Annotated in this window: 22 protein-coding genes; 6 read left to right on the forward strand and 16 right to left on the reverse strand. The window is 67.8% G+C overall.

Annotation, left to right across the window (positions count from 1 at the left end; genetic code table 11):
- Positions 1 to 65: 65 nt before the first annotated feature.
- The 10 genes from cobA to QF036_RS19640 form a co-directional block, all read right to left on the reverse strand.
- Positions 66 to 1,352 (reverse strand): uroporphyrinogen-III C-methyltransferase, encoded by a 1,287-nt coding sequence (cobA, locus tag QF036_RS19595; RefSeq protein WP_307104534.1) that lies wholly within the window; start codon positions 1,350 to 1,352, stop codon positions 66 to 68.
- A gap of 274 nt (positions 1,353 to 1,626) precedes the next feature.
- Positions 1,627 to 2,634 (reverse strand): ABC transporter permease, encoded by a 1,008-nt coding sequence (locus QF036_RS19600; RefSeq protein WP_307104537.1) that lies wholly within the window; start codon positions 2,632 to 2,634, stop codon positions 1,627 to 1,629.
- On the reverse strand, positions 2,624 to 3,349 hold the full coding sequence (locus QF036_RS19605; protein ID WP_003804180.1) for an ABC transporter ATP-binding protein: 726 nt from the start codon (positions 3,347 to 3,349) through the stop codon (positions 2,624 to 2,626). The genes QF036_RS19600 and QF036_RS19605 overlap by 11 nt, the downstream gene beginning before the upstream one ends.
- A 55-nt stretch (positions 3,350 to 3,404) precedes the next feature.
- On the reverse strand, positions 3,405 to 4,562 hold the full coding sequence (locus tag QF036_RS19610; protein ID WP_307104540.1) for an ABC transporter substrate-binding protein: 1,158 nt from the start codon (positions 4,560 to 4,562) through the stop codon (positions 3,405 to 3,407).
- Between the two features lie 126 nt (positions 4,563 to 4,688).
- A complete protein-coding gene (locus QF036_RS19615) occupies positions 4,689 to 5,855 on the reverse strand; it encodes an RtcB family protein (RefSeq protein WP_307104543.1) in 1,167 nt (388 codons plus the stop codon).
- A 153-nt stretch (positions 5,856 to 6,008) separates the two neighbouring features.
- Positions 6,009 to 7,430 (reverse strand): sulfate adenylyltransferase subunit 1, encoded by a 1,422-nt coding sequence (locus QF036_RS19620; RefSeq protein ID WP_307104545.1) that lies wholly within the window; start codon positions 7,428 to 7,430, stop codon positions 6,009 to 6,011.
- Positions 7,430 to 8,377: a sulfate adenylyltransferase subunit CysD gene (gene cysD / locus QF036_RS19625; protein WP_307104546.1), complete on the reverse strand. Its 948-nt coding sequence runs from the start codon at positions 8,375 to 8,377 to the stop codon at positions 7,430 to 7,432. The genes QF036_RS19620 and cysD overlap by 1 nt, the downstream gene beginning before the upstream one ends.
- The gene (locus QF036_RS19630) at positions 8,374 to 9,114 is read right to left on the reverse strand and encodes a phosphoadenylyl-sulfate reductase (protein WP_307106006.1); all 741 of its coding nucleotides are present in this window, start codon (positions 9,112 to 9,114) and stop codon (positions 8,374 to 8,376) included. The genes cysD and QF036_RS19630 overlap by 4 nt, the downstream gene beginning before the upstream one ends.
- Positions 9,115 to 9,128: 14 nt before the next feature.
- On the reverse strand, positions 9,129 to 10,868 hold the full coding sequence (locus tag QF036_RS19635; RefSeq protein WP_307104548.1) for a nitrite/sulfite reductase: 1,740 nt from the start codon (positions 10,866 to 10,868) through the stop codon (positions 9,129 to 9,131).
- A gap of 145 nt (positions 10,869 to 11,013) precedes the next feature.
- Positions 11,014 to 11,805 carry a sirohydrochlorin chelatase gene (locus tag QF036_RS19640; RefSeq protein ID WP_307104550.1) on the reverse strand — a complete coding sequence of 264 codons (792 nt, stop codon included), beginning with the start codon at positions 11,803 to 11,805 and terminating at the stop codon, positions 11,014 to 11,016.
- Between the two features lie 60 nt (positions 11,806 to 11,865).
- Between QF036_RS19640 and QF036_RS19645 the strand changes: the two genes are divergently transcribed.
- A complete protein-coding gene (locus QF036_RS19645) occupies positions 11,866 to 12,537 on the forward strand; it encodes a trimeric intracellular cation channel family protein (protein ID WP_307104551.1) in 672 nt (223 codons plus the stop codon).
- A 14-nt stretch (positions 12,538 to 12,551) separates the two neighbouring features.
- On the forward strand, positions 12,552 to 12,974 hold the full coding sequence (locus QF036_RS19650) for a hypothetical protein (protein WP_003804161.1): 423 nt from the start codon (positions 12,552 to 12,554) through the stop codon (positions 12,972 to 12,974).
- 163 nt (positions 12,975 to 13,137) lie between these two features.
- On the opposite strand, the gene QF036_RS19655 is transcribed toward QF036_RS19650, so the two are convergent.
- The 4 genes from QF036_RS19655 to QF036_RS19670 form a co-directional block, all read right to left on the reverse strand.
- Entirely contained in the window at positions 13,138 to 13,977 is an 840-nt protein-coding gene (locus QF036_RS19655; protein WP_307104553.1) for a type IV toxin-antitoxin system AbiEi family antitoxin domain-containing protein, read from the reverse strand.
- Between the two features lie 437 nt (positions 13,978 to 14,414).
- On the reverse strand, positions 14,415 to 15,515 hold the full coding sequence (locus tag QF036_RS19660; RefSeq protein WP_307104555.1) for a polyprenyl synthetase family protein: 1,101 nt from the start codon (positions 15,513 to 15,515) through the stop codon (positions 14,415 to 14,417).
- A gap of 9 nt (positions 15,516 to 15,524) precedes the next feature.
- A complete protein-coding gene (locus QF036_RS19665) occupies positions 15,525 to 16,859 on the reverse strand; it encodes a geranylgeranyl reductase family protein (RefSeq protein WP_307104557.1) in 1,335 nt (444 codons plus the stop codon).
- 4 nt (positions 16,860 to 16,863) lie between these two features.
- A complete protein-coding gene (locus tag QF036_RS19670) occupies positions 16,864 to 17,643 on the reverse strand; it encodes a demethylmenaquinone methyltransferase (RefSeq protein WP_307104559.1) in 780 nt (259 codons plus the stop codon).
- A gap of 119 nt (positions 17,644 to 17,762) precedes the next feature.
- Here QF036_RS19670 and QF036_RS19675 point away from each other — a divergent pair, with 119 nt between their 5' ends.
- The 4 genes from QF036_RS19675 (at position 17,763) to QF036_RS19690 (ending at position 21,794) form a co-directional block, all read left to right on the forward strand.
- The gene (locus QF036_RS19675) at positions 17,763 to 19,085 is read left to right on the forward strand and encodes an isochorismate synthase (protein ID WP_307104561.1); all 1,323 of its coding nucleotides are present in this window, start codon (positions 17,763 to 17,765) and stop codon (positions 19,083 to 19,085) included.
- A 197-nt stretch (positions 19,086 to 19,282) separates the two neighbouring features.
- Positions 19,283 to 20,089 (forward strand): ABC transporter substrate-binding protein, encoded by an 807-nt coding sequence (locus tag QF036_RS19680; RefSeq protein ID WP_307104564.1) that lies wholly within the window; start codon positions 19,283 to 19,285, stop codon positions 20,087 to 20,089.
- A 98-nt stretch (positions 20,090 to 20,187) separates the two neighbouring features.
- On the forward strand, positions 20,188 to 20,979 hold the full coding sequence (locus QF036_RS19685; protein ID WP_307104567.1) for an amino acid ABC transporter permease: 792 nt from the start codon (positions 20,188 to 20,190) through the stop codon (positions 20,977 to 20,979).
- Between the two features lie 11 nt (positions 20,980 to 20,990).
- Positions 20,991 to 21,794 (forward strand): amino acid ABC transporter ATP-binding protein, encoded by an 804-nt coding sequence (locus QF036_RS19690; protein ID WP_307104569.1) that lies wholly within the window; start codon positions 20,991 to 20,993, stop codon positions 21,792 to 21,794.
- 193 nt (positions 21,795 to 21,987) lie between these two features.
- Here the strand turns inward: QF036_RS19690 and QF036_RS19695 are convergent, their stop codons facing one another.
- Together QF036_RS19695 and menD are read right to left on the reverse strand one after the other, a co-directional pair.
- The gene (locus QF036_RS19695) at positions 21,988 to 22,164 is read right to left on the reverse strand and encodes a type IV toxin-antitoxin system AbiEi family antitoxin domain-containing protein (RefSeq protein WP_307104571.1); all 177 of its coding nucleotides are present in this window, start codon (positions 22,162 to 22,164) and stop codon (positions 21,988 to 21,990) included.
- 213 nt (positions 22,165 to 22,377) lie between these two features.
- On the reverse strand, positions 22,378 to 24,141 hold the full coding sequence (menD, locus tag QF036_RS19700) for a 2-succinyl-5-enolpyruvyl-6-hydroxy-3-cyclohexene-1-carboxylic-acid synthase (RefSeq protein ID WP_373460197.1): 1,764 nt from the start codon (positions 24,139 to 24,141) through the stop codon (positions 22,378 to 22,380).
- Positions 24,142 to 24,259: the final 118 nt, after the last annotated feature.

Below are 24,259 nucleotides of genomic sequence, written 5' to 3' on the forward strand. Positions count from 1 at the left end.
ATCGGTTGCTCCGTAGACGCCCTTTTGAACCTTCATAAGGGCAGTTATGGAGCAATCGATGGGTTTCAGGGGGTGAGAACGCGGGTGGTGCTGGTGCGGGGCTTGTTGGGGCTGGTGGTGCTGTAGTCGGCGGTTTTGAAGTGCGGCGGCGCGAAGGGGCTGACGCGGACAACGTCACCGATGACGATCACTGCAGGATTGGCGACGCCGGCGGCCTCGGCCTGGTCGGCGATGGTGCCGAGGGTGCCGATCGTGACGCGCTGGTCCGGCAGGTAGCCGTTTTCCACAATACCAACTGGTGTGTCACCGGGCAGCCCGGCTCTGCCGAGGGCGGACGCGGATTCGCGCAGCTGGCCGACGCCCATGAGGAGCACCACAGTGTGGTCGGCGCGGGCCGGGACCTCGGAGAGTTCCTCGTGGCCGGTGACCACGCTGAAGCCCTTCGCCAGGCCGCGGTGCGTGACCGGGATGCCGGCGGCTGCGGGGACGGAGATCGCGGATGTCACACCGGAAACCACTTCCACCTCGACGCCGTGCTGGCGGCAGAATTCTGCTTCCTCGCCGCCGCGGCCCAGGACGTAAGGGTCCCCGCCCTTGAGGCGCACCACGCGGTGGCCCTGGAGCGCCTCCTCGACGAGGATCCGGTTGATTTCGGCCTGCGGCACCGGGTGGTGGCCGGGGGTCTTGCCTACCTCGATGACGCGAACGTCCGGCGCAAGTTCGTTAAGCAGCTCACGCGGGCCCAGGCGGTCAGCAACGACGACGTCCGCCTGGCCGAGCAGCCGGCGGCCGCGAACGGTGATGAGGCCGGTGTCGCCGGGGCCGCCACCGACCAAGGCTACCGATCCCCGGTGGGCACTGTCCTTCGAAATACGGCGGCGGCGCAGCGGAAGGTCACCGGATTCCAGGGCGGTGGCAACGGCGTCGCGCAGGGCCATGGCACGGCGCGGGTCTCCCCCGGCGTTGACGGCGATCTTGACGTCGTCCACCACGGCAACGGCGGGCGTCCACGCGGCGGAGGACTCATGGTCGGAGGCGTTGACGCACCAGACGCGCTGCTCCTCGGCGTCGGAAGCTACCGCGGTGTCAACGGCGGGATCGCCGGTGGCGGTCTGAACGAACCAGACGCCGTCGACGTCGTCGGACCGGTAGGTGCGGGGCTCCCAGGTGAGAAGGCCGGCGTCGGCGAGTTCGCGGAGCGCGGCTGTGGCCTCGGGGGCAACCACGGTGACGCGGGCACCGGCGTCGAGCAGGCCCTTCGCGCGCCGCGCCGCAACGCGCCCGCCGCCCACCACCAGCACGGGGCGGCCGAGGAGGCGCAGCGCCGTGGGGTAAATGTCCTGAATTGCCATGGATCAACGGTAGGGCTGTGTTACGGGCCCGGCCAACGGCGCGGAAACACCAGTTCACGCAAGGTAACGCTGCGTCACATTGGAGCTGGTCGCTGGACGGACGCCGTCGTGGGGCACTTTGGCGGGATATGGGCCTGAATCCGGCCAATCCTCGGCGTGTCCCGGGTCAATGCGCCCCAGTTTGGTCGCCGAACAGGCGTCCAAGGCAGGCCGGGCAGCAGAAAGCCCGACGGCGGGGGTCGCCGTCGGGCTTTCACCTTCAGTCTGGAGGTGCTTAGCGGGTGCTGCCTGCCAGGAGGCCGCGGCGCTGGAGCAGGCGCTTCTCGATCGGTGCGAACACCAGCAGCTCGATCAGGATGCCGACAGCCAGGATCAGGAGGATCGCGGACATCACGATGGTCATGTCGGCGAGGTCGCGGCCCTGGTTCAGCATGGAGCCGAGGCCGAAGCCGATGGTGCCGCCCACCGCAATGATTTCCGCGGCCATCAGCGAACGCCATGAGAAGGCCCAGCCCTGCTTGAGGCCGCTGAGGTAGCCCGGCAGTGCTGCGGGAAGGATGATCTGAACGGCCATCTGCAGCCGCGAGGCGCCGAGGACAGTGCCCACGCTGCGGTACTGCGGCGGGATCTGGTCAACACCGGAGATCAGGCCGTTAATGATCGACGGGATGGCGCCCATGAACACCACGAAGTACACAGTGGCGTCGGTGAGGCCGAACCAGATGATGGCGGCCGGCACCCAGGCGACAGACGGCAGAACCTGCAGGCCGGAAATCAGAGGGCCGAACGCCCTGCGCAGCGGCGCCACCTGGGCCAGCAGCAGTCCGACCGGCGTGGCGATCGCCACGCTGATCAGGAACCCCAGGAGCCCGCGCTGCAGCGATGTCCAGACGGCCTCCTGCAGCGATCCCTCAGCCCACAGCGTGCCGAACTGCTCCAGCACATCCATGGGGCCGGGCACCTGGTCGCGGCGCTTGAGGCCCAGCGAGACGTAGAACTGCCAGATGATGATGAGCACCACGACGGCGGCGACAGGCAGCAGAACGCGGCTCCAGTCGACCCGGGCCTTGCGCACGGCGTCCGACTGCAGCGAGTCCAGCCCGGACTCCAGTTCGCGCAGGTCCGCCGAGCCGGTAGAGGACCGGGTCAGCGCGGCATGGACCTTGGTTGAACCGTTGGTTGAGCTGGTCGAAATCTTGGTCTCGACAGGCTCGACCAGCGGGGACTCAGGCTCGGCCACCGGGGACTCAGGCTCGGCCAAGGGAGATGAATTACTTGGCATGGCGGCGGATCTCCTCTCGCAGCCGGGCGGTGATGACCCCGGTCAGCTGTCCGGCAAGACCGGCGTCGGTACGGTGTTCTTCGGTGACTTCCCATTCCTGCACCACGCGGCCGGGCCGGGAGGACAACAGCAGGACGCGCTGGCCCAACCGGACCGCCTCGCGGACGTTGTGGGTCACAAAGACGATAGTGCGTCCGGTTTCTTTCCAAATGCGCTCAAGTTCGTCGTGCAGCAGGTCGCGGGTGATGGCGTCCAGGGCCGCGAACGGCTCATCCATGAGGAGCAGCTGGCGGTCCTGCGCGAGCGAGCGGGCCAGGGCTACACGCTGGCGCATGCCGCCGGACAGTTCGTGCGGGCGCCGGTCGGCTGCCTCGGCCAGGTGGACCAGTTCCAGCAGTTCCGCGGCCTTGACACGCCGCTCGGCCTTGCCGACGCCACGCAGCTTCAGCGCCAGCTCGACGTTCTCGCGGGCGGTGAGCCACGGGAACAGGGCAGAGTCCTGGAACATGAAGGCGGCGCCGTCGCTGGGCACCTCAAGAGCGCCCGACGTCGGGAGTTCCAGTCCCGCCATGATGTTCAGCAGGGTGGACTTGCCGCAGCCGGACGCACCGAGGAGGGCGACGAACTCGCCCTTGCCGATGGTGGCGTTGACGTCGTCCAGCACCGGGGCGCCCTCGCCGAAGCGCTTGCCCAGGTTTTCCAGTACGACTGGCATGGTCCCGTCCTTTGTTCGTGGTGCGTTAAATGCGGCGGTGCAGATGCGGGCCGGGCTAGTCCTGGCCCAGCCCTGCAGCTGTGGTTTTTTCCGTGGCCACTGAGTTCAGCGCCCGGAGGTCGAAGAGGCCGTTGAGGTCGGCCTGCTTGGTGGTGCCGGCGTCCACGCCGTCCTGCAGCAGCTTCTTGTATGTTCCCGCCAGCGGGTCCACCGTGAACACGATGTTCTTCAGCGAGCGGTCAATAACGTTTTGGGCCAGCGCCTTACCGGCGTCCTGTTTGAGGGCGGCGTTGACGACGGCGGCCTTCTCGGCGGCCGGGGTGTCGTTCAGCCACTTCACGGCCTCGACGTGGCCCTTGAGCAGAGCCTCCACCGTCTGCGGGTGCTCCGCGGCGAACTTCTTGTTCACGATCAGGATGGTGGTGGGGAACTCGCCGGGCTTGCCCGTCAGCGACCCGTCCCACAGGTCCTTCTCATCCACCAGGACCTTCGCTCCGGCCTGGAGCACCAAACGGGAGGCCCACGGCTCAGGCAACCACGCGCCGTCGAGCTTGCCGTCCTGGAACAGCTTCAGGGTCTGCGCGTTCTCGGTGGGGTTGATCGCAACGTCCCCGCCGCCGTCGGGAGTGGTCTTGTAGCCCTGCTTGCCCAGCCACGCGCGCAGCGCCACGTCCTGGGTCCCGCCCAACTGCGGCGACGCCAGGGTCTTGCCCTTGAGGTCCGCCGCAGTCTTGATCTCCGGATTGACCACCAGCTGCGCGCCGCCGGAGGCTGCCCCGGCGATGATGCTGACGGACTCGCCCTTGCTCTTGACGAACGAATTGATGGCCGGGTTCGGGCCGATATAAGTGGCGTCGATCGCGCCGGCGTTCAGCGCCTCAATCGCCGCCGGGCCCGCGTTGAACACCTGCGTGCTCAGCCTGGTGCCGCCGCCCAGGTTCTTCGCAATGAAGCCCTGTTTCACGCCGACGAGCGCCGGGGCGTGGGTGATGTTCCCGAAGTAGCCCAGCTTCAGCTCGGCCGCTGGGGTGCCCGTGGCGTTGGGGGCCGCCGTGGCATTGGAATCCCGGGCCACAGCCGACGCAACAACGGCGCCCACGCTGATCAGCAGGACGAGGCCAACGGCCAGCGCCACTTCCAGGGCGCGGCGGCGCTTGGGCGTCTGGCTTTCGCCGGCCACAATGCGGGTCATGCCCGGCCTGGAAGTACTCATGGATTCACCATAGGGACTGGCATAAACGGGGTTCAACGGAGCGGAAACCCGGGGTCACGCAGGTTCATGCAGCGTCACATTCAGCCACAAAAATCCGCCTGCGTGCGGGCCCTTGGAATTTCGGGGCTAATCCCCCTTGACATTCACCAGCTGGCGCAGCCGGTGCCGTACTTTCACCAGATCCGCGGCGTCGCGCATGACCTGGTCGATGGGCTTGTAGGCTGCCGGGATCTCGTCGATGAACGCCTCGGTGGCCCGGAACTCGATCCCGTGCATGGCCTCTTTGAGCTGCGCCAGCGAGAAGGCCTTGCGCGCAGCATTACGCGAATACTCCCGGCCGGCGCCGTGCGGCGAGGAGTTCAGGGACGTGGTGTTGCCGAGCCCCTCCACAACGTAGGACGCCGTCCCCATGGACCCCGGAATCAGGCCGGGGTCTCCGGCTTCGGCCTTGATGGCGCCCTTGCGCGACACCCAGACCGACTTGCCGTAATGCGTCTCCTGCTGGGTGAAGTTGTGGTGGCAGTTGATCCGTTCCGTCTCCCTGACTGTTCCGCCGACCCAATCGCCGAACTGCCGGATCACGCGGTCCATCATCTCCTCGCGGTTCAGCAGGGCGAAGTGCTGGGCCCAGCGCAGTTCCTTGATGTACCGGGTGAACTCCGGCGTGCCCTCCTCCAGGTACGCGAGGTCCGGGTCTTCGAGCGTGATGCGCTTGTCGCGGGCCACTCCCTGCGCCACCCTGATGTGGTGCTGGGCGATCTTGTTGCCGATGCCGCGCGAGCCGGAATGCAGGAACAGCCAGACGGCGTCAGTCTCGTCGGTGCAGACCTCGATGAAGTGGTTGCCGGACCCGAGCGATCCCAGCTGCAGGTCCCATTTCGCCACATACTGCGCGGGGTTGAACCCGGCCTTTTCGGCCCGCCTGTGCAGCTCCGCGATGCGTGGCTCCGCGGTGGCCGCCACCCAGCGGTTGTTGTGGCCGGCGGACAGCGGGATGGCGCGCTCGATGCTTTCACGCAGCGGCTTCCGGTCCCGCGGCAGCTCTTTGAGGGTGTACTGGGTCCGCACCGCGATCATGCCGCAGCCGATGTCCACCCCGACGGCGGCCGGAATGATCGCGCCGAGCGTCGGGATGACGGATCCCACCGTTGCTCCCTTGCCCAGGTGCGCGTCCGGCATCAGTGCCAGATGCGGATAGATGAAGGGCAGGCGGGAGGTGGTCAGGGCCTGCTCACGGGTCTTCTCGTCCAGGATCGATGCCCAGTTAATGAGCTTGCTGTTGATGGTCTCCACGAGCGGCCTCCCACTCTTGATGATGGTGGGCCAGTCTGGGCATGGCAAGGGCCCGGAAACCGCGAAATCGCCGGAAACGTGTGAGATCGCCGCAAGTTCGGCGATCTCACGTGTTTCCGGCGATTTCGGCGCCGATTAGGATTTCGGCGCCGATTAGATCGAGTAGCGCTCGTCCTCGTGGTCGCCCGGGTGGTCCTTGACCAGGCCGGCGGCGAGGGTGTTGCCATCGAGCGGGTCGATCACCAGGAACGCGCCGGTGCGGCGGTGGTGCAGGTAGTTCTCGAGCGGCAGCGGGGCGGCGAGCCGGAGCTGCGCGTGCCCGATGTCGTTGAGCTCCAGGCTGGAGGCGCCCTCAAGCTTGAAGGTGGCCAGGTCCAGCTTGCCGTTGACGCTGCGGACAAGGGCCTGCACGGTGCGGGTGCCGTGCTTGACCAGGACCTTGGCGCCCTCGCGGAGCGGCTTCGGCGACAGCCAGCACAGCTGCGCGTACAGGTCCGCCGAGCTTTCGCGGACGGTACCGGCGGCGGCGATGGTGTCACCGCGGGCGACGTCGAACTCGTCGGCCAGGCGGATCGCCACCGACTGCGGGGCGGAGGCTTCCTCCAGCGAAGCGCCGGCGAAGTCGATGCCGGTGACTGTCGTGGTGCGCGCATCCTGGCCCGGCGTGAGCACAGAAACCTTGTCCCCCACCTTCACGGACCCCTCGGTGATCTGCCCGGCGTAAGCGCGGTAGTCCCGGTATTCCTCGACGTCGAGCCCGCCGGCAACGGCGTCCGGTGCCAGGGCGCCCTGCGGCCGGATCACAAGCTGCACGGGGAATCGGAAGCTCTCCAGGTGGCTTTCGAGTTCATCGGCGGCGGGCAGCGTCTCGAGCACCTCGAGCAGCGCCGGGCCGGTGTACCAGGGGGTGCGCTCCGAGCGCTCCACCACGTTGTCGCCGTCGAGCGCGGACACCGGAACCACCAGCAGGTCGGTGATGCCGTCGGAGCCGAGGCCCAGTTCGCGGCCCACCTGCTGCACGTCAGCTTCGATCTCGCGGAACACGCTCTCGCTGAAGTCCACCAGGTCGATCTTGTTCACGGCAACGATGACATGGGCCACGCGCAGCAGCTGCAGCACGGACAGGTGCCGGCGGGTCTGCTCCAGGACACCCTTCCGGGCGTCAATGAGTACGACGACGGCATCCGCGGTGGACGCGCCGGTCACCGTGTTCTTGGTGTACTGCACGTGCCCGGGGCAGTCCGCCAGGATGAAGCTGCGGCGGTCTGTGGCGAAGTAGCGGTAGGCGACGTCGATGGTGATGCCTTGCTCGCGCTCGGCACGCAGGCCGTCGGTCAGGAGGGCCAGGTCGATGCCGCCGGCTGCGCCGCCGAAGCCGCGGTCCGCGGAGGTGCGGGCAACGGCGTCGAGCTGGTCGGCGAGGATCGCCTTGGAGTCGTGGAGGAGGCGGCCCACCAAGGTGGACTTCCCGTCGTCGACCGATCCTGCGGTGGCGAAGCGGAACAGCGAGGCGGAAGCGAGCGGGGCTTCGTCCAGGAGCGCCGCGGCGCGGGCGGTGTCAATGTCGGTAGTCATTAGAAGTAGCCGTCCTTCTTGCGGTCTTCCATGGCGGCCTCGGAGATGCGGTCATCCGCACGGGTGGCGCCACGTTCGGTGATGGTGGAGGCGGCAACTTCGATCACGACGTCGCGCACTGTGGCGGCGGCCGACTCGACGGCGCCGGTGCAGGACATGTCACCGACGGTCCGGTAGCGGACAGTCTTGGTGATGACTTCCTCGTGCGGCAGCGGCTGGGACACCTCGCCCACGGCGCGCCACATGCCGTCGCGGGCGAAGACCTCGCGCTCGTGGGCGTAGTACAGGCCCGGAAGTTCAATGTTTTCGCGCTCGATGTAGCGCCACACGTCCAGCTCGGTCCAGTTGCTGATGGGGAACGCACGCACGTGCTGGCCCACCGTGTGGCGGCCGTTGTACAGGTTCCACAGCTCGGGGCGCTGGTTGCGCGGGTCCCACTGGCCGAACTCGTCGCGCAGGCTCAGGATGCGCTCCTTGGCGCGGGCCTTGTCCTCGTCGCGGCGGCCGCCGCCGAAGACGGCGTCGAACTTGTTGGACTGGATGGCGTCCAGCAGCGGAACGGTCTGCAGCGGGTTGCGGGTGCCGTCGGCACGCTCCGCCAGCTCGCCGCGGTCGATGAATTCCTGGACGCTGCCGACGACGAGCTTCAGACCCAGCCGCTCCACCGTCCGGTCGCGGAAGTCGATGACCTCGGGGAAGTTGTGGCCGGTGTCCACGTGCAGCACCGGGAAGGGGACCTTGCCCGGCCAGAACGCCTTGGTGGCCAGGTGCAGCATGACCACGGAGTCCTTGCCGCCGGAAAAGAGCAGCGCCGGCTTCTCGAACTCGGCCACAACCTCGCGGATGATGTGGATCGCTTCGGATTCGAGGGTGTCCAGGCTGGAGAGGCGCGTTGAGGCAGGTGCGTCGGTCACCAGGGTGGTCTCCTCAGTTAGGAAAGTGCTCATACGTGTAGTCCGCATTCTGTCTTGTTGGTTCCTGCCCAGCGGCCGGCGCGGGGGTCCTCGCCGGCAGCCACTTTGCGGGTGCAGGGCTGGCAGCCGATGGACGGGTAGCCCTGGGACAGGAGCGGGTTGACGGGCAGGAGGTTGTCGTCGGAGTACTGCACCAGCTGGTCGAACGTCCAGGCGGCCATCGGGTTGACCTTGACCAGGCCGTTGGCCTCGTCCCAGGTCACCAGCGGCGTGTTGGTGCGGGTGGGGGCCTCGTCGCGGCGGACGCCGGTGAACCACAGTTCGTAGCCGGACAGCGTGCGGCGCAGCGGGGCCACCTTGCGGAGGGCGCAGCACTGGGCGGCGTCACGGGCGAACAGGTCCTTGCCCAGGAGCCGGTCCTGCTGCTCCACGGTGTTCTCGGGGAGCACGTCCACCACATTAACGCGGAGGTTCGCGGCCACCTCGTCGCGCGTGGCGTAGGTTTCCGGGAAGTGGTAGCCGGTCTCCAGGAACAGGACGTCGACGCCGGGAAGCTGGTCAGCGACCAGTGCCGGCAGGACGGCGTCGGCCATGGAGCACGCGACGGCGACGGCGGGCATGTCGAAGTTACGCTCGACCCATGCGATGACGTCGCGGGCAGGGGCGTCCCAGCCGAGCTCGGCAGCGCCCGCCTCGGCCAGGGCCTTGAGCTCCTCGTGGGAGCGCTTGGTTCCGTTGGTCGGGGCCTGGGTTTCGACAGGCTCTACCACCGGGGATTCGTTGCTCACTGGAGTGCCTCCTCGTCTGCTGCGTGGGCCCACTCGGCGAAGGTCTGGCCCTCGGCGCGGTCGGCGACGAACTTGCGGACAACCCGCTCGACGTAGTCAGGCAGGTCAGCGACGTAGACCTTCAGGCCGCGGACGGTGCGTCCCAGGCCTGCCTCTTCACGGTCGGCGGAAGCCAGCCCGCCGCCCAGGTGGACCTGGAAACCCGGGGTGGGGTCGCCGTCGGGCGTGGGAAGCATCATGCCCTTGAGCCCAATGTCCGCGGTCTGGATGCGGGCGCAGGAGTTGGGGCAGCCGTTGATGTGCAGGGACAGTGCCTGCGGGAGCTGGCCGCTGTCTGCGAGGTCGGCCAGGCGGCGTTCCAGCTCGGCGACGGCCGTGGCCGCGGTGACCTTGGTTTCGACGATGGCCAGCTTGCAGAACTCGATGCCGGTGCAGGCGATGGTGCCGCGGCGGAACACGGACGGGCGGGCGGACAGGCCCAGCGCGTCGAGTTCGGCCACCAGCGGCTCCACCTCGTTCTTCTCCACGTCCAGCACCACGATCTTCTGGTGCGGGGTGGTGCGCAGGCGGTAGGAGCCGCGGGCCTCGAGGGTGTCCGCGAGCTTCACCAGCTGCGCGCCGGAGAGGCGGCCAGCAACAGGGGTGGCACCGATGAAGAACTTGCCGTCCTTCTGCTCATGCACGCCCACGTGGTCGCCCGGGGTGGACGGCTTGGGTGCGGCGGGGCCGTCGGCCAGCTTGTAGCCGAGGTATTCGTCCTCGAGGATCTGGCGGAACTTCTCCGGACCCCAGTCGGCCATGAGGAACTTCAGGCGCGCCTTGGTGCGCATGCGGCGGTAGCCGTAGTCACGGAAGATGCTGGTGACGCCGAGCCACACATCCGCGGCCTGCTCCGGCTTCACAAAGGCACCGAGGCGCTTGCCGAGCATCGGGTTGGTGGACAGCGCGCCGCCGGCCCACAGGTCGTAGCCGATGCCGAGTTCGGGGTGCTTGACGCCCACCAGGGCGAAGTCATTGATCTCGTGCACCACGTCCTGGCTCGGGTGGCCGGTGATGGCGGTCTTGTACTTGCGCGGCAGGTTGGAGAGCAGCGGGTTGCCGATGAACCGCTCGCCCAGCTCTTCGATGAGCGGGGTGGGGTCGATGATCTCGTCCTTGGCGATGCCTGCTACCGGGGAGCCGAGGATGACACGGGGAACGTCGCCGCAGGCCTCGGTGGTGGACAGGCCGTTGCTCTCGAGGCGGCGCCAGATCTCGGGGATGTCCTCCACGCGGATCCAGTGCAGCTGGATGTTCTGGCGGTCCGTGAGGTCCGCGGAATCCCGTGCAAAGTCCACGGAGATCTGGCCGATGACGCGCAGCTGCTCGGTGGTCAGCGCACCGCCGTCGATGCGGACGCGGAGCATGAAGTACTTGTCCTCAAGCTCGTGCGGCTCCAGCGTTGCGGTCTTGCCGCCGTCGATCCCGGGCTTGCGCTGCGTGTACAGGCCCCACCAGCGGAAGCGGCCGTGCAGGTCCTGGCCGGGGATGGCGTCGAAGCCTTCCTTGGCGTAGATGGACTCGATACGCTCGCGGACGTTGAGGCCGTCGTCTTCCTGCTTCCAGGTTTCGTTGGCGTTAAGCGGCGTGGTTCCGTCCACCTTCCACTGGCCGTGAGGCTTGGCGGCGGGTCGGGAGGCACGGGCGGGGCGCGCGGGCTTGTCCGTGGACGCTCCGGCTAGAGCTGTATCAGTCATGCATCGACTGTAGAGCCGCGCCGAAATACGTCACAAAGGACCGGAAATGCTAAGTCACCTAAGGAAACATTTCGTCATGACTCGCCGGGAGGCCTTGAACGGCGCCGCCGGCTGTGCTTTCCGGCGGCCTGCTTCCCGCCGCTTTTCAGGACTTGACTGGGTGGGCGGCCAGGGCGGCGTCGTACCGTTCCAGCGCGATCTCCGCGAGCACCGGCGAGGGCAGCAGCGGCTCGGTCACGAGGTCCGCCCCGGCCTTGGCGAGCTGGTCGTGGAAAAAGCCCGGCGCCAGGAGATACGAGGCCACCACCACGCGCCCGCCAACGCTCACGCCCCCGGCCGACTCCCCCGCGCCGGCGCCGCCCGCGGCTTCCTCGCGGAGCATGGCGACGGCTTCGGGCACCGACGGTTTGGCCGAGGCGCCATACGCGGGCGCAATCCGGTTGGAGCGGAGGTTCCTCAGCTGCCCGGCCAGTTCCTCGACGCTGAGGGCGGCGTTCGGGTTGGATGAGCCAGCGGCGGCGAGGACGATCGCGTCGTTGTCCGTAACACCTGCCTCCCGCAGCCGCTGGTCCAGCAGGGCGGCGAGTCGGGGGTCGGGCCCAAGCGGCGCCGCGGCCACCGTGCCAGGCCGGCTCTTTACGGCCTTCGCGATGTCCACCTTCACGTGGTAGCCCACGCTGAGCAATAAGGGAACGACGACGGCGGAGGCACCGGCGGCGCTTGGCTCGCCGCCGGCCTGGGGTGCTACGGCGGCGGGGTCCGCGGGGAGCCCGGCCACCACGTCCACCAGATCGGGCTGCTGGACGTCCACATATGCTTCGCGGACGTCAAGCCCCGGACGCAGCGCGGCGATGGCGTCACGGAGGGCGTTGACCTCGGCGGCTCCCTGCGCGTTGGAGGTCCCATGGGCACAGGCGATCAGGATCGGGCTATTCATAGGGGCTAGCGTAACGTTGGTGCTGCACTGTCCGCCCCTTGAAATATGCCGGGACGCTCCATGACATTCTCTTTTGACATCGCCCTGGCATGGCTGGACCTGGCCGGCATCTTCTTTTTCGCGGTGTCCGGATCGCTGCTCGCCGCACGGAAGCAGTTCGACCTCCTCGGGTCCCTTCTGCTCGCCTCCCTGGTCTCCCTGGGTGGCGGCGTGATCCGCGACATTATCCTCAATTCCGGCCCACCTGCTGCGTTCAGCAACCCTGCCTACCTGGTGCCGCCGCTGCTGGCCACCGGGCTGGTGTACTACCTGTTCTCCAGCGTCCAGCGCTTCACGTCACTCCTCACCCTGTTCGATGCCGCCGGCCTGGCCCTCTTCTGCATCACAGGGACGCTCAAGGCGTTGTCCCTCGGCATGAATCCCGTCGCCGCCGTGCTGCTCGGCGTCACGACGGCGGTGGGCGGCGGGCTGCTGCGCGACATCACCGCCAACGAAGTGCCGCAGCTGTTCGATGCCCGGGACCTCTACGCCCTGCCTGCCTTCACGGGCGCCGCGCTCACCACCTTCCTGTGGCTCATGGGCGCCTTTAATCCCCTCTCGGCGTGCGCCGTGGCGGCCCTGGTCTTCGCGTTCCGGGTGGTGGCCTGGCGCCGCTCGTGGCGCATTCCGCTGGCGGTCCGCGGGTGGCACCGGCTCGGTCTGGAACCCGGGAATTCGAGGGGCCGGGATTAGTTAGGATAAGAGCCATGACTGACATGTTCCTCGAGAAGTTCCGCGCGCTTGTTCCGAAGTATCTCGAAGACGAATGGCAGGAAGAGGACGGGCTATCCGCCGAGGAACTGGACGCAGAGCTCTCCGATCACCAGTTCACTATCCCCCTGGTGCTGCGCGAGTTCTACCTGGCGCTCGGCGGGTGCGAGGACCTCATGGAGGCCTACCACTACTTCTGGGACCCCGAGGAACTCGAAGTGGACGACGAGGGCTTCCTGATGTTCCTCGAGGACGAGGAAGAAAACTTCACCTGGGGCTTCCGCATCGGCGACCTGAGCGTCCCGGACCCCATCGTGTACCGCCGGAACAACGCCCGCGGCCAGTGGAAGAGCGAGGAAGGCACCTTCTCGGAGTTCGTCTTCGACATGTTCGACTGGGCCTTCAACGACGAGGACTAGCTTCTCCTGCCCTCCCAGCAATCCGGCCCCGCGACCGAAACGGGGCACTTTGACGCGGAACACGCCGCGGATTGGGCTGAAGAGGCCATAACCTGCCGCAAAGTGCCCCACGACGGCAGCGGCTGCCACGCGGCGTCCTCTAGGGAAAGTACGACGGCGGGAGTCACCGTGCGTCGAAGGCTCCCCGCCGGCGCAACTCGAGTACCTCGAGCACTTCGGCCACCATCCGCGCAGGGTGATTGACGACGTCGTCGTAGCCGTACCGCAGCCCAAGGTTCCCGCCGATGACCGTGGCGTTGTTGCGCTTCCGGTCCTTCTTCACTTGCCGGGGCTCCAGGTGCGTGCCGCCGTCGGCTTCCACCACGAGGCAGTCCTCGATCAGGAAGTCGACCTCGCCCACGCCCGGAAGCTGCACGTGCCGGCGGACATGAAGCCCCGCCCGCCGGAAATGGAAGTTGGCCAGGACCTCAAGAACTGAGTCCGCCCGCGGGATCACATGGTCCAGGACGGCCCGGGCGCGGGCATTGCGGTTTCCCGGAAGCTTGCGCCGCAGGAACTCCACGCTGATGTCGCCCCGCTGGACGGCGCACTGGACCATCACCAGTGACTCCAGCTCCGGCAGGCAGCGCAATGCGTGAATGAGGACGTCCGCCAGGCCAGCGACCGGCAGCCAGGAATGGCGCGCATGGAGGCACCGGCCGTGGGGCAGCGCTCCCGGAGGGGTGGCCTTGTGGCCGGGACTCAGGTGCACAAGACCCGCCCCATGCAGCGTCCACAGCCGGTAGGTGGGGGCAGCCGACAGGCACGTCAGCAGCGCATTGTGGTGCAGCGCCAGCCCGAGGACGCATGCCTCCCCGGGCAGGCTGTAGACGCCCCGCCTGATCCGCACGATGCGCCCCGCGGCCACCGCCCTGCCCAACGAGGTGCGCGTGAACCCTGCAGCCTGCAGCGCCGACGCCCTGGCCGCCCCGGCCCGGGTGCTGAGGAAAGCCTCAATCTCCATGCCTCCAAGGTGCCGTGCGGCCCCGAAGACCGGGAGGTCCGGACTGCGCCATGTGGACAACCCGGCCGTCGTGGGGCACTTTGGCGCGGGACACGCCGAGGTTTGGGCCTGGGCCGGCCCTCGGTCGCCGCAATGTGCCCCACGACGGCGCGGCGGCCGGCAGAGGGATGACCAGGGCGCGTGTGACACGCCGATTAACAGAAGATTTGGCGGATGTGACAAAGCTGTCATAGAGTGTTTCTCGGATCCACTGAATGCCTCCGGTGGATTTGATGCGAACGGAGAGGCGGCCCCGGTTCCGGGCAGCGTATGACTCGTGACGCTGCTTGAAACCGGGGCCGTTCCGGTTAAAGGGGCAGGGCCGGTGAAAACAGGGAAGGCCCGGCACCTTGGGGGGCGGGCCTTCCTTGGCTGGTCTGCTCCAGCCAGTACTGCTGCTAGCTGGCGCGGTCCACCACAGCGTGCGCGAAGCTGGACAGCGAGGCCTTCACAACACCCTCCGGCAGCGGGGCAAGCGCCGCGATGGCGTCGGCCGCCCAGGCACGGGCCACCACCCAGGACTCCGCCGTGACCGGGTGCGCGCGCAGCCCGGCAACGGCTTCAGCGAGGGCCTCATCCGAGGAGAGGTCACCGTCGATCAGCTTGAGAAGTTCGACGGCGGACAGGTCACCGTCCGCTGCCGCCTTGCGGAGCAGCAGCACTGGAAGGGTGGGGACGCCTTCGCGAAGGTCAGTGCCCGGGGACTTGCCGGACTTGACCTTGACGCCCGTGACGTCGATGACGTCGTCGGCGAGCTGGAACGCGACGCCCACTTTCTCGCCGTACTCCACCAGGACGTTCTCGTAGGCCTCGTCGGCTCCGGAGAAGATGGCGCCGAACTGACCGGAGGCCGCCACCAGCGAACCGGTCTTGTCCGCGATCACGGACAGGTAGTGCTCCACCGGGTCCTCGTCCGGGCGCGGGCCGACGGTCTCGTGCAGCTGGCCGAGGCACAGCCGCTCGAAGGTCCGGGCCTGGATGCCGAGCGCACGGGAGCCGAGCTCGGACACGAGAATGGAGGCGCGGGCAAAGATGAGGTCGCCGGTGAGGACGGCGACGGAGTTGCCCCAGACCTCGTGGGCCGTGGGCGCACCGCGGCGGAAGGGCGCGGAGTCCATGACGTCATCGTGGTACAGCGTGGCCAGGTGCGTCAGCTCAACCACGACGGCGGCCTGCACCACGGCGGGCAGCGACGCGTCGCCCAGGTGTGCGCAGAGCAGGGTCAGCAGGGGGCGGATGCGCTTGCCGCCGGCCTCCACGAGGTGGCGCGACGTTGCGTCAGCCAAGGGGTCGGAGTTGGCGATCGCTTCGCGGAGTTTCTTCTCCACCCTGGCCAGATTGGTGGTGATGGCAGGACCCAGGTCGGGGTCTTCCGCGATGGCCGCGAAACCTGCCGGCAGCTGCAGTCCGGTGGCGATGGCGGTGGTGTTGAGGCTGGGTTCGGAGTCCGGCAGGCCGTGCCCGGCGTGCGTCCAGCTGTGGTTCGCGGAGTTGGTCACTGGTTAACCCTAACTTTTTGTTGCGGAAACCGCTGATTTGAGGCCGGAAGGGGCAAGGGCGGAGGTGTTGGAGGTGGCCGGGACCAGCAGTTCGAGCACGCGGATGACGCGGTCCTCGAAGCCCTTGGCCGACGGGTCGGTCAGGTTGGCCAGCAACCGGACCACAAAGCGCATCAGCACGGGAATGGGCATCCCCGTCCGCAGGGCGAGCTTCATGACGGCGGGCTTGCCGATCAGCGCCGCGAAGGCACGCCCCAGCGTGAAGTGGGATCCCCACTGTTCCCGCACATAGTCCGCGTACCCCGCGAGCCGGGAGTCGGCGTCGGACGCGTTCCAGCCGCCGGAGGCTGAGCGCGAGGCGGCGTCAACGATGAACTCGGCCGCGAAGCGGGCGGACTCCATGGCGTAGGAGATGCCCTCGCCGTTGAACGGGGACACCATGCCACCGGCGTCGCCGAGCAGCAGCAGGCCGGGCGAGTAGTGCGGGGTGCGGTTGAAGCCCATGGGCAGGGCGGCGCCGCGGATCTCCCCCACCTGGTTCTCCGGGGTGAAGCCCCACTCGGCGGGCATGCCTGCGGTCCACTCGCGGAGGACCTGCTTGTAGTCCAGCTTGCCGAATTCCTTGGACGAGTTGAGGATGCCCAGGCCCACGTTGGACGTACCGTCGCCGACGCCGAACACCCAGCCGTAGCCGGGCAGCAGCTTGCCATCGCGGCCGGGAAGTTCCAGCCAGCCTTCCATCCAGTCGTCGTCATGCCGCGGGCTCTGGAAATACGTCCGCACGGCAACGCCCAGGGGCCGGTCGTCGCGCTTCTGGATGCCGAGCGAGACGGCGGTGCGGGTCGAGTTGCCGTCGGCGGCGAGCACGACGTCAGCGGTGAAGTCGAGCGTCTCCCCCGTCTTCCGTCCGGACTCGTCCAGGATCGCTGCGCGCACGCCGGTCACCCGACCGTCACCGTTGCGTAGCGCCTCGGTCACGCTGTGGCGTTCCAGGACGGTGGCGCCGGCGGCCTGAGCATGGCGGGCGAGTTCCTCGTCGAAACCGAGGCGGGTGCGGATCAGGCCGTACTGCGGAAAGTCGGAGACCTCGGGCCAGGGCAGTTCGAGGCTGCGGCCGCCGGCAAGGAGGCGCAGCCCCTTGTTCCGGCGCCAGCCGTCCTGTTCGGGGTGCGGCAAGCCGAGCTTCTGGATCTCGCGGACAGCCCGCGGGGTGAGTCCGTCGCCGCACACTTTTTCGCGCGGGAAGGTGGTCTTTTCCAGGACCGTGACGTCGATGCCGGCTTTGGCGAGGTAATACGCGGCGGTGGATCCGGCGGGACCCGCGCCAACAATCAGTACTTTCACAGTGTCAGCGGGCGGTCCGCGGAAGGTTGCGGCGCAGCTTGGCCACCGGGCCGGTGTGGCCGGCGATGGCCTCCGCCGAGCCGTTGCCGGTGAGCGGCTTGTGGGCGCGGTGGACGGCCACGATGCCGCCGCTCAGGTTGCGGTAGGTGACGTCCTGCCAGGCGGAGTCCTGCAGCCACGCGGCGAGGTGGTCCTGGTCCGGCCAGGCGCGGATGGACTCGGCGAGGTAGACGTACGCGTCCGGATTGGAGGAGACCTTGGTGGCGATGGCCGGCAGGGCGCGCATGAGGTACTCGGTGTACATGGTGCGCCACAGCGGAACCACTGGCTGGGAGAACTCGGCGATGACCAGCTTGCCGCCCGGCTTGGTCACCCGGAGCATCTCGGCCAGGGCCTTCTTGGGCTCATTGACGTTACGCAGGCCGAAGGAGATGGTGCTGGCGTCGAAGGTGTTGTCGGCGAACGGCAGGTTGGTGGCGTCCCCGGCGATGAAGTCGATGTCGGGGCGGCGGCGCTTGCCCACCTTGAGCATGCCGAGGGAGAAGTCGCAGGCCACCACGTTTATGCCGGCATCGGCATATGGCTCACTGGAGGTTCCCGTTCCCGCGGCCAGATCCAGCACGCGCTGGCCGGCCCGGACGTCCATGGCTTCGACCACAACCTTGCGCCACCGGCGCGTCTGTCCCATCGAGAGGACATCGTTGACGACGTCGTATTTGGGTGCGACGTCGTCAAACATCGTGGCTACTTCGTCCGGACGCTTATCCAAGGATGCTCGGTTCACCATGTCATTGTCTCAAAAGTTCCGCAGGCTCCGTGACACGGGCATCCCCGGGCGTGGTGGGCGTGCTGGATCACCCGGAATCACTTGAAATTACCGCGCCGGAGTACTGTTGACCCATCATGACCAGAACGCTCCGCACCCTGACAGTCCCTTTGGATGGAGAATCGGCTCCCGAGGGGCTGCCGTCGTATCTGGTCCGCGACGACGTTCTCTGCTGGACCCGCCGCGAGGCCGGTCTGGTGGGCTTCGGGGAGGCGGCGCGCTTCACCGCCACCGGCCCCGAGCGCTTCCTCGAGGCGGACATCTGGTGGCGGCACTTGGTCATCGAGGCTGACATCACCGACCATGTGGAGTGCCCCGGCACCGGTCCGGTGGCGTTCGGGTCCTTCGCATTCTCCAAGGCTTCAGACCATGAATCCCGCCTGATCGTGCCGGAGATCGTGGTGGGCGTCCGGGACGGCCGTGCCTGGCTCACCCAGATAACGGCCGACGACGGCGAGCTCACCGAGGCGGGTGCGTTCGCCGCCCTGAAGGGGTGGCTGGAGTCGGACCCGGCCCCCGCCGTCGTCCCTACCGACCCGACCACGAGTCCGAACCAGGCCACACTGAAGACGGGATCCCTCAGCGAAGAGGACTGGATGGACGCCGTGACCGCCGGCGTCGCCGAAATCCGCACCGGAAAGCTGGAGAAGCTGGTCCTGGCCCGGGACATCGTGGCCACGGTTCCCGAGGGCGTGAACGCGGCGGAAGTGCTGCGGCAGCTGGCCGTCCGGTACCGGGAGTGCTGGACCTATGGCGTCGATGGCCTGGTGGGGGCCACGCCCGAGATGCTCATCCAGGTGGAGGGCCGCACCGCCCAGGCGCGGGTGCTCGCCGGGACGCTGGACCGTCGGGACGCCGTGGGCGAGGCGGGGCTGCCGCTGGACTATGCCGAACGGGTCCTGGCCGGATCGGAGAAGCAGCGGCACGAGCACGAGATCGCCATCCAGTCGCTGACCAGCCAGCTCGCGCCCTTCTCCGAGGCCATGAATGCCCACGACGAGCCGTTCATCCTGGAGCTGCCCAACGTGTGGCACCTCGCGTCCGACGTCAAGGCCGAGCTCACCGAGGTGGAGGGTCACGTCCCCACGTGCCTTGCCCTGATCAACGCGCTGCACCCCACCGCCGCCGTGTGCGGGACGCCCACCTTGGTTGCGGGTGCGCTGATCCGCAAACTCGAGCACCTGGACCGGGGGCCGTATGCCGGCCCAGTGGGGTGGCTGGACGCCGCTGGCAACGGGGAATGGGGCATCGCGCTGCGTGGCGCCGTGATCGAGTCCCCCACGACCGTCCGGCTATATGCCGGCTGCGGAATCGTTGAAGGATCGGACCCTGAGGCGGAGCTCGCGGAGACGTGGGCCAAATTTCGGCCGATGCTTGAGTCTCTGGGGATCAGCAGCTGATTTCGCACGGCTAAGAAGCAGTTGTGCTGCCGTGGTCGTCCGGCATCCCAGACACCCGGGGAATTAAACCCCTTGAAAAGTGCTGTGGTTTAGTTATCAGATAGTAAAACTTAGTTTTCTGTGATGCACATCTCTTCATCGGCGCTACACTATGAACCGATTTAGTTCCGCATACCCCTGCAACAAAAGGTAAAGAAATGCAGCTCAAGTCCCTTGCCACGGCCAAACTCAGCGCCAAGGCAGCCGCGATACTCGCCGTCGGGGCCATCAGCCTCACCGCTTGCGGCGGCGGCAGCGCAACCCCGGCTGCCAGCAGCAGCGGCGGCGTGCAGCTCATCAATTCCGGAAAGCTCACCGTCTGCTCGGACGTCCCCTACGAGCCCTTCGAATTCCAGAAGGACGGCAAGATCGTCGGCTTCGACATGGACATCGCCAACGAACTGGCCAAGGACACGAACGCCGAGCTCAACGTGGTGGACAGCTCCTTCGAGGCCATCGAAACCGGCACCGCACTCACCGGTTGCGACGTCTCCATCTCCTCCGTGTCCATCACGGATACCCGCAAGGCCGTCATGGACTTCTCCGATCCGTACCTGAACGACGACCTGACCCTCGTGGCAAGCGATGCGTCCGGCATCACGAACCTCGACGGCGCCAAGGGCAAGAAGGTGGGCGTCCAGCAGGCCACCACGGGTGCCAAGTACGCCAAGGACAAGGGCCTCGACGCACAGCAGTTCGAGGACACCGGCCTCCTGGTCCAGGCGCTCAAGGCCGGCACCATCGATGCCGCCCTGGGCAACCAGTCGGTCCTCGGCTACGCGATCAAGGATGACGCCAAGTACAAGCGCGTCGAGAACTACGCCACCGGGGAAAAGCTCGGCATCGCGGTTAAGAAGGGCAACACCGCCATGCTCGACCAGGTCAACACCACGCTGAAGCGCCTGACCGACGACGGCAGCCTCAAGAAGTTCGAGACCAGCTGGTTCGGCGAAGCCACCAAGTAACCGGCGCGCCTGACACCTACGCGGCAGGGGCCCCGTCCGGGATCTGTTCAGCAGTCCGTGCGGGGCCTCAACTGCGCAAAAACGAATGTGAGTACACCATGGCAATGACCGCACGACAGCGGGCCAGAGTAAGTCTGTACGTCCAGGCCGGGATTTTCGTTGTGGCTGTGGCCGCGCTGATTCTGGCCACTGACTGGAAGACCGTCACCACCAACGTCTTCAACTTCGGCAAAATCGGCCCGATGTTCCCGGACATCTTCTTCTCGGGCCTGAAGAACACCCTGATCTACACCTTCCTTGGGTTCATCGTCGGCCTGTCCGGGGGTCTGCTGCTGGCCCTCATGAAGCTCTCCAGCTTCCCGCTGTACCGCTGGATCGCCACCGGCTACATTGAATTCTTCCGCGGCATCCCGGCGCTGCTGGTCTTCATCGCCTTCGGCTACGGCGTTCCCCTGGCATTCGGTGTCCAGTGGAACGTGGCCATCGTCGTGATGGTGTCCCTGGGCATGGTGGCGGCCGCCTATATCGCCGAGACGCTCCGCGCCGGCCTGCAGGCCGTACCCAAGGGCCAGACGGAAGCCGCGCGGTCGCTGGGCATGCCGCAGTGGCGGGCCATGGTGACGATCGTCATTCCGCAGGCCTTCCGGATTGTCCTGCCGCCGCTGACCAACGAGGTTATCCTGCTGACCAAGGACTCGTCGCTGATCTATGTGCTGGGCCTGACGGCGTCGCAGTACGAGCTCACCAAGTTCGGCCGCGACGGCATCTCCAGCCTCGGGGCCGGGCTCACTCCGCTCCTGGTGGCGGGTGCGTTCTACCTCGTGGTCACCATCCCGCTGAGCCTCCTGGCCCGGAAGTTCGAAAGCCGCTCCGCGCGGACCAAGCGTTAGGCAGAGAAGTCATGAACGACGTCGAAATCCACTCCCGCGCCCAGAGCGGGCGCGTCCACGCCGCCGGTGTGGCCATCAAGGACCTGCGCAAGTCGTACGGCTCCAACGAGGTCCTCAAGGGCATCAGCCTGGACGTTGCGCCGGGCGAAGTGGTGTGCCTGATCGGTCCGTCCGGCTCCGGCAAGTCCACCCTGCTGCGGTGCGTCAACCTGCTGGAGCAGCCTAACGAGGGCAGCATCCATGTCGGCGGCTTCGATGCCACCGACCCCGACGTGGACATCGACAAGATGCGCCGCAAGGTGGGCATGGTGTTCCAGCAGTTCAACCTGTTTCCGCACCTGAACGCGCTGGGCAACTGCACGATCGCGCAGACCAAGGTGCTCAAGCGCCCGCAGGCCGAAGCGGACAAGATCGCCCGCGCCAACCTTGAGCGCGTCGGGCTGGGTCACCTCGCGGACCGGTTTCCGGACCAGCTCTCGGGCGGCCAGCAGCAGCGCGTGGCCATCGCCCGCGCACTCAGTATGGACCCCGAACTGATGCTCTTCGACGAGCCCACCTCGGCCCTCGACCCGGAAACGGTCGGCGACGTGCTCTCGGTCATGCGGAACCTGGCCAAGGAAGGCATGACCATGCTGGTGGTCACGCACGAGATGGGCTTCGCGCGCGAAGTTGCGGACCGCGTGGTGTTCATGGACGGTGGCGTGGTGGTCGAGGAAGGGGTGGCTGAACACGTCATCTCCTCCCCCACCCAGGGACGCACCAAGGAATTCCTCCGCCGCGTGCTGGACCCGACCCACATCGAGATCGCCGAGTAGACACTCCTGCGACGCGCCTCCTGTCAGGCGACGCGCAAATGCCCCGGCGCTACTGGAATTCCGGTAGCGCCGGGGCATTTCCGCGTCATGAGGAATTTTGCGCGTCCCCAGAAGCAGCCGCGTCACCGTGCGGAGCGGGCACGACGGCGGGGCACTCCTGCCGCCGACAGCTTCCGTTCCAGCCGCCCCGGCGTCATGCACCGGATGGTTGCTCCCACGGCTGGAGGGAGCGCCACTGTTCCCCGTCCACGTACACCCCGTGCCGCAGCCGGACGGGCGCACCGGAACTGCAGCGCCGGGTGAGTGTCCTGGGCGTCAATCCCTGCTGAATGTGCTCGCGGGCGAGGACGAGCCTTGGTAGTTCCGCCATGGCTCGTACTCTCGCAGGTCGTTGAGCCAACCCGATAGCAGTGCGCGGCGCCATGTGGATATCGCTGCCGCTCCAAGACGCGCACGCATCCCGACGACGCGGAAACTAGCCCGCGACGCGCATATTTACCCACGCGACAGGTACTTTGCGCGTCGCGGGACAGGCACCGCGTCGCAGCGTCAGGCACCGCGTCAGGCACCGCGTCGCAGCGTCCTAGCCGCCGAGCACGCCCGCCACGGCCGCGCCCACCGCGGCCTTGATCCTGCCGTGCAGGTCCCGGAGGCCGTGCCGGTCCGTACGCACCTCAATGATGGTGCGCCCGGTGAACGGTGCGGCAAGCGCCTCGGCGAGTCCCTCCGTCGTACTCACCGAACAGTGCCCGACGCCGTACGCCGCGGCGAGTGCCGCGATGTCCACTGTGTGCGGGGTGCCGAAGAGGCGTTCGACGGCGTCCCCGTAGCCGCCGGCCTCGGCGACTGCGCCGTGTTCCAAGAGGCTGAAGATGGCGCCGCCGGAGTCGTTGAGGACGACGATGCGCAGCTGCGGCTGTTCCTCGCCGGCGCCGAGGAAGAGGCCGCCGGCGTCGTGCAGGAAGGTGACGTCACCGAGCAGCAGGGTGGTTTGCTGGTGGCCGCCGAGGGCGATGCCGGTGGCGGTGGAAATGGTGCCGTCGATGCCGGCAAGGCCCCGGCTGGCGAAGACCGTGGCGGCCGGCTCGGACGTGGGCTGGCCGGCGAGGTCCACGTCGCGGATGCCGTTGGACGAGCCGAGGACCAGCTGGCCCCGGGTGTGCTGCCAGACCAGGGAGCCGACGGCGGGACCGGTTGCTGCCTCTCCCGCGGCGAGTATGCCGTCGACGGCATGTTGGGCCGCGGCGCCTGCGAGCAGCCAGGCGTCGAGCCAGGCGGATGTGCCCCGGCCGGCGAACTCCGCGAGCTCGGCCAGGCCGGCGATGGGCGTTTCCCGGCGCCGCCCGGGCTCGTACCAGGCGACCGGCACTGGTTCATAGAGGGCTGCCGGGATGTCCGTCCGCCCCAGCAGTGCCGAAACGGGCCGGGAAAGCGTGGGTCGCCCGAACACCACGGCACGCTCGATCGGCAGCGCCGAGTCCGGGCCGAAGTGCTCCAGCAGCAGGCGGTACGGTCCCACGGCGTTGGGGCCGAAGCGCGAGTTGGACGACGGCTCGGCAAGCAGCGGCAGTCCATGGGCGCGGGCGAAGGCCTCGGCGACCGGACCGGCGTCGTGCCCGGCGAGGACCACGGTGCGCCGACCGGGAAGGTCTGCCGCGGCGGGATCGAGGGTCATGGTGAGCGGTTCGGTGCCGATCCGGAAGGTCCCGTGGCCGCGCCGCTCCGGCAGTCTCTCCCCCTTTTCGGGAACGAGGGGGTCGCGGAAGGCGAGGTTGAGCTGCACGGGTCCCGGCGGTGTGTCCTCGAAAGCCCCGGTGGCGGCGGCAAGCGATGTTTCCACCGCACGCTGCGGACTCTCGCCGGCGGGAACGTCGACGGCGAAGCGGACGTGCTCGCCGAACAGGTCAAGCTGCACGGTGGTCTGGTTCGCGCCCGTCCCGCGCAGTTCCTCGGGTCGGTCCGCCGAAACCACCACCAGGGGGACGGCGGCGTGGTTGGCCTCCATCACCGCCGGAAGAAGATTCCCGACGGCGGTCCCCGACGTCGTCAGCACGGCCACCGGGGCGCCCGTGGCCAGGGCCAGGCCGAGTGCGGTGAACCCGGCCGAGCGCTCGTCGATCCGGACCAGCAGCTCGACTTTCCCGGCCGCAGAGGCCTCCGCCAGCGCGTAGGCCATCGGGGCCGACCGCGAGCCCGGCGCCACAACGACATACCGGACGCCGCCGTCGAGCAGCGACGCGACGGCAATCCGTGCGGCAGCCACGGAGGTCAGGTTGGCCTGGGGACCAGCGTGGTCTGGGGTGCCGACACTGGAGGCGGAAGGCTCGGTAGGTTCCTGGGAAGTCACCGAACCAGTCTGCCACCAACCCTTCCTCACATCCCGTCGCCAAACGCCCAACCCTTCCTCACATCCCGTCGCCAAACGCCCAACCCTTCCTCACATCCCGTCGCCCCACACCCAACCC

The sequence above is a fragment of the Arthrobacter globiformis genome, assembly GCF_030817195.1.
In the GTDB taxonomy this organism is placed as follows: Bacteria; Actinomycetota; Actinomycetes; order Actinomycetales; family Micrococcaceae; genus Arthrobacter; species Arthrobacter globiformis_D.

Excerpts from the sequence above, each read along its gene's own strand:
- cobA (WP_307104534.1), bottom strand. The coding sequence starts at position 1,352 with ATGGCAATTCAGGACATTTACCCCACGGCGCTGCGCCTCCTCGGCCGC.
- QF036_RS19600 (WP_307104537.1), bottom strand. The coding sequence starts at position 2,634 with ATGCCAAGTAATTCATCTCCCTTGGCCGAGCCTGAGTCCCCGGTGGCC.
- QF036_RS19605 (WP_003804180.1), bottom strand. The coding sequence starts at position 3,349 with ATGCCAGTCGTACTGGAAAACCTGGGCAAGCGCTTCGGCGAGGGCGCC.
- QF036_RS19610 (WP_307104540.1), bottom strand. The coding sequence starts at position 4,562 with ATGAGTACTTCCAGGCCGGGCATGACCCGCATTGTGGCCGGCGAAAGC.
- QF036_RS19620 (WP_307104545.1), bottom strand. The coding sequence starts at position 7,430 with ATGACTACCGACATTGACACCGCCCGCGCCGCGGCGCTCCTGGACGAA.
- cysD (WP_307104546.1), bottom strand. The coding sequence starts at position 8,377 with ATGAGCACTTTCCTAACTGAGGAGACCACCCTGGTGACCGACGCACCT.
- QF036_RS19635 (WP_307104548.1), bottom strand. The coding sequence starts at position 10,868 with ATGACTGATACAGCTCTAGCCGGAGCGTCCACGGACAAGCCCGCGCGC.
- QF036_RS19640 (WP_307104550.1), bottom strand. The coding sequence starts at position 11,805 with ATGAATAGCCCGATCCTGATCGCCTGTGCCCATGGGACCTCCAACGCG.
- QF036_RS19645 (WP_307104551.1), top strand. The coding sequence starts at position 11,866 with ATGACATTCTCTTTTGACATCGCCCTGGCATGGCTGGACCTGGCCGGC.
- QF036_RS19650 (WP_003804161.1), top strand. The coding sequence starts at position 12,552 with ATGACTGACATGTTCCTCGAGAAGTTCCGCGCGCTTGTTCCGAAGTAT.
- QF036_RS19655 (WP_307104553.1), bottom strand. The coding sequence starts at position 13,977 with ATGGAGATTGAGGCTTTCCTCAGCACCCGGGCCGGGGCGGCCAGGGCG.
- QF036_RS19675 (WP_307104561.1), top strand. The coding sequence starts at position 17,763 with ATGACCAGAACGCTCCGCACCCTGACAGTCCCTTTGGATGGAGAATCG.
- QF036_RS19680 (WP_307104564.1), top strand. The coding sequence starts at position 19,283 with ATGCAGCTCAAGTCCCTTGCCACGGCCAAACTCAGCGCCAAGGCAGCC.
- QF036_RS19685 (WP_307104567.1), top strand. The coding sequence starts at position 20,188 with ATGGCAATGACCGCACGACAGCGGGCCAGAGTAAGTCTGTACGTCCAG.
- QF036_RS19690 (WP_307104569.1), top strand. The coding sequence starts at position 20,991 with ATGAACGACGTCGAAATCCACTCCCGCGCCCAGAGCGGGCGCGTCCAC.
- QF036_RS19695 (WP_307104571.1), bottom strand. The coding sequence starts at position 22,164 with ATGGCGGAACTACCAAGGCTCGTCCTCGCCCGCGAGCACATTCAGCAG.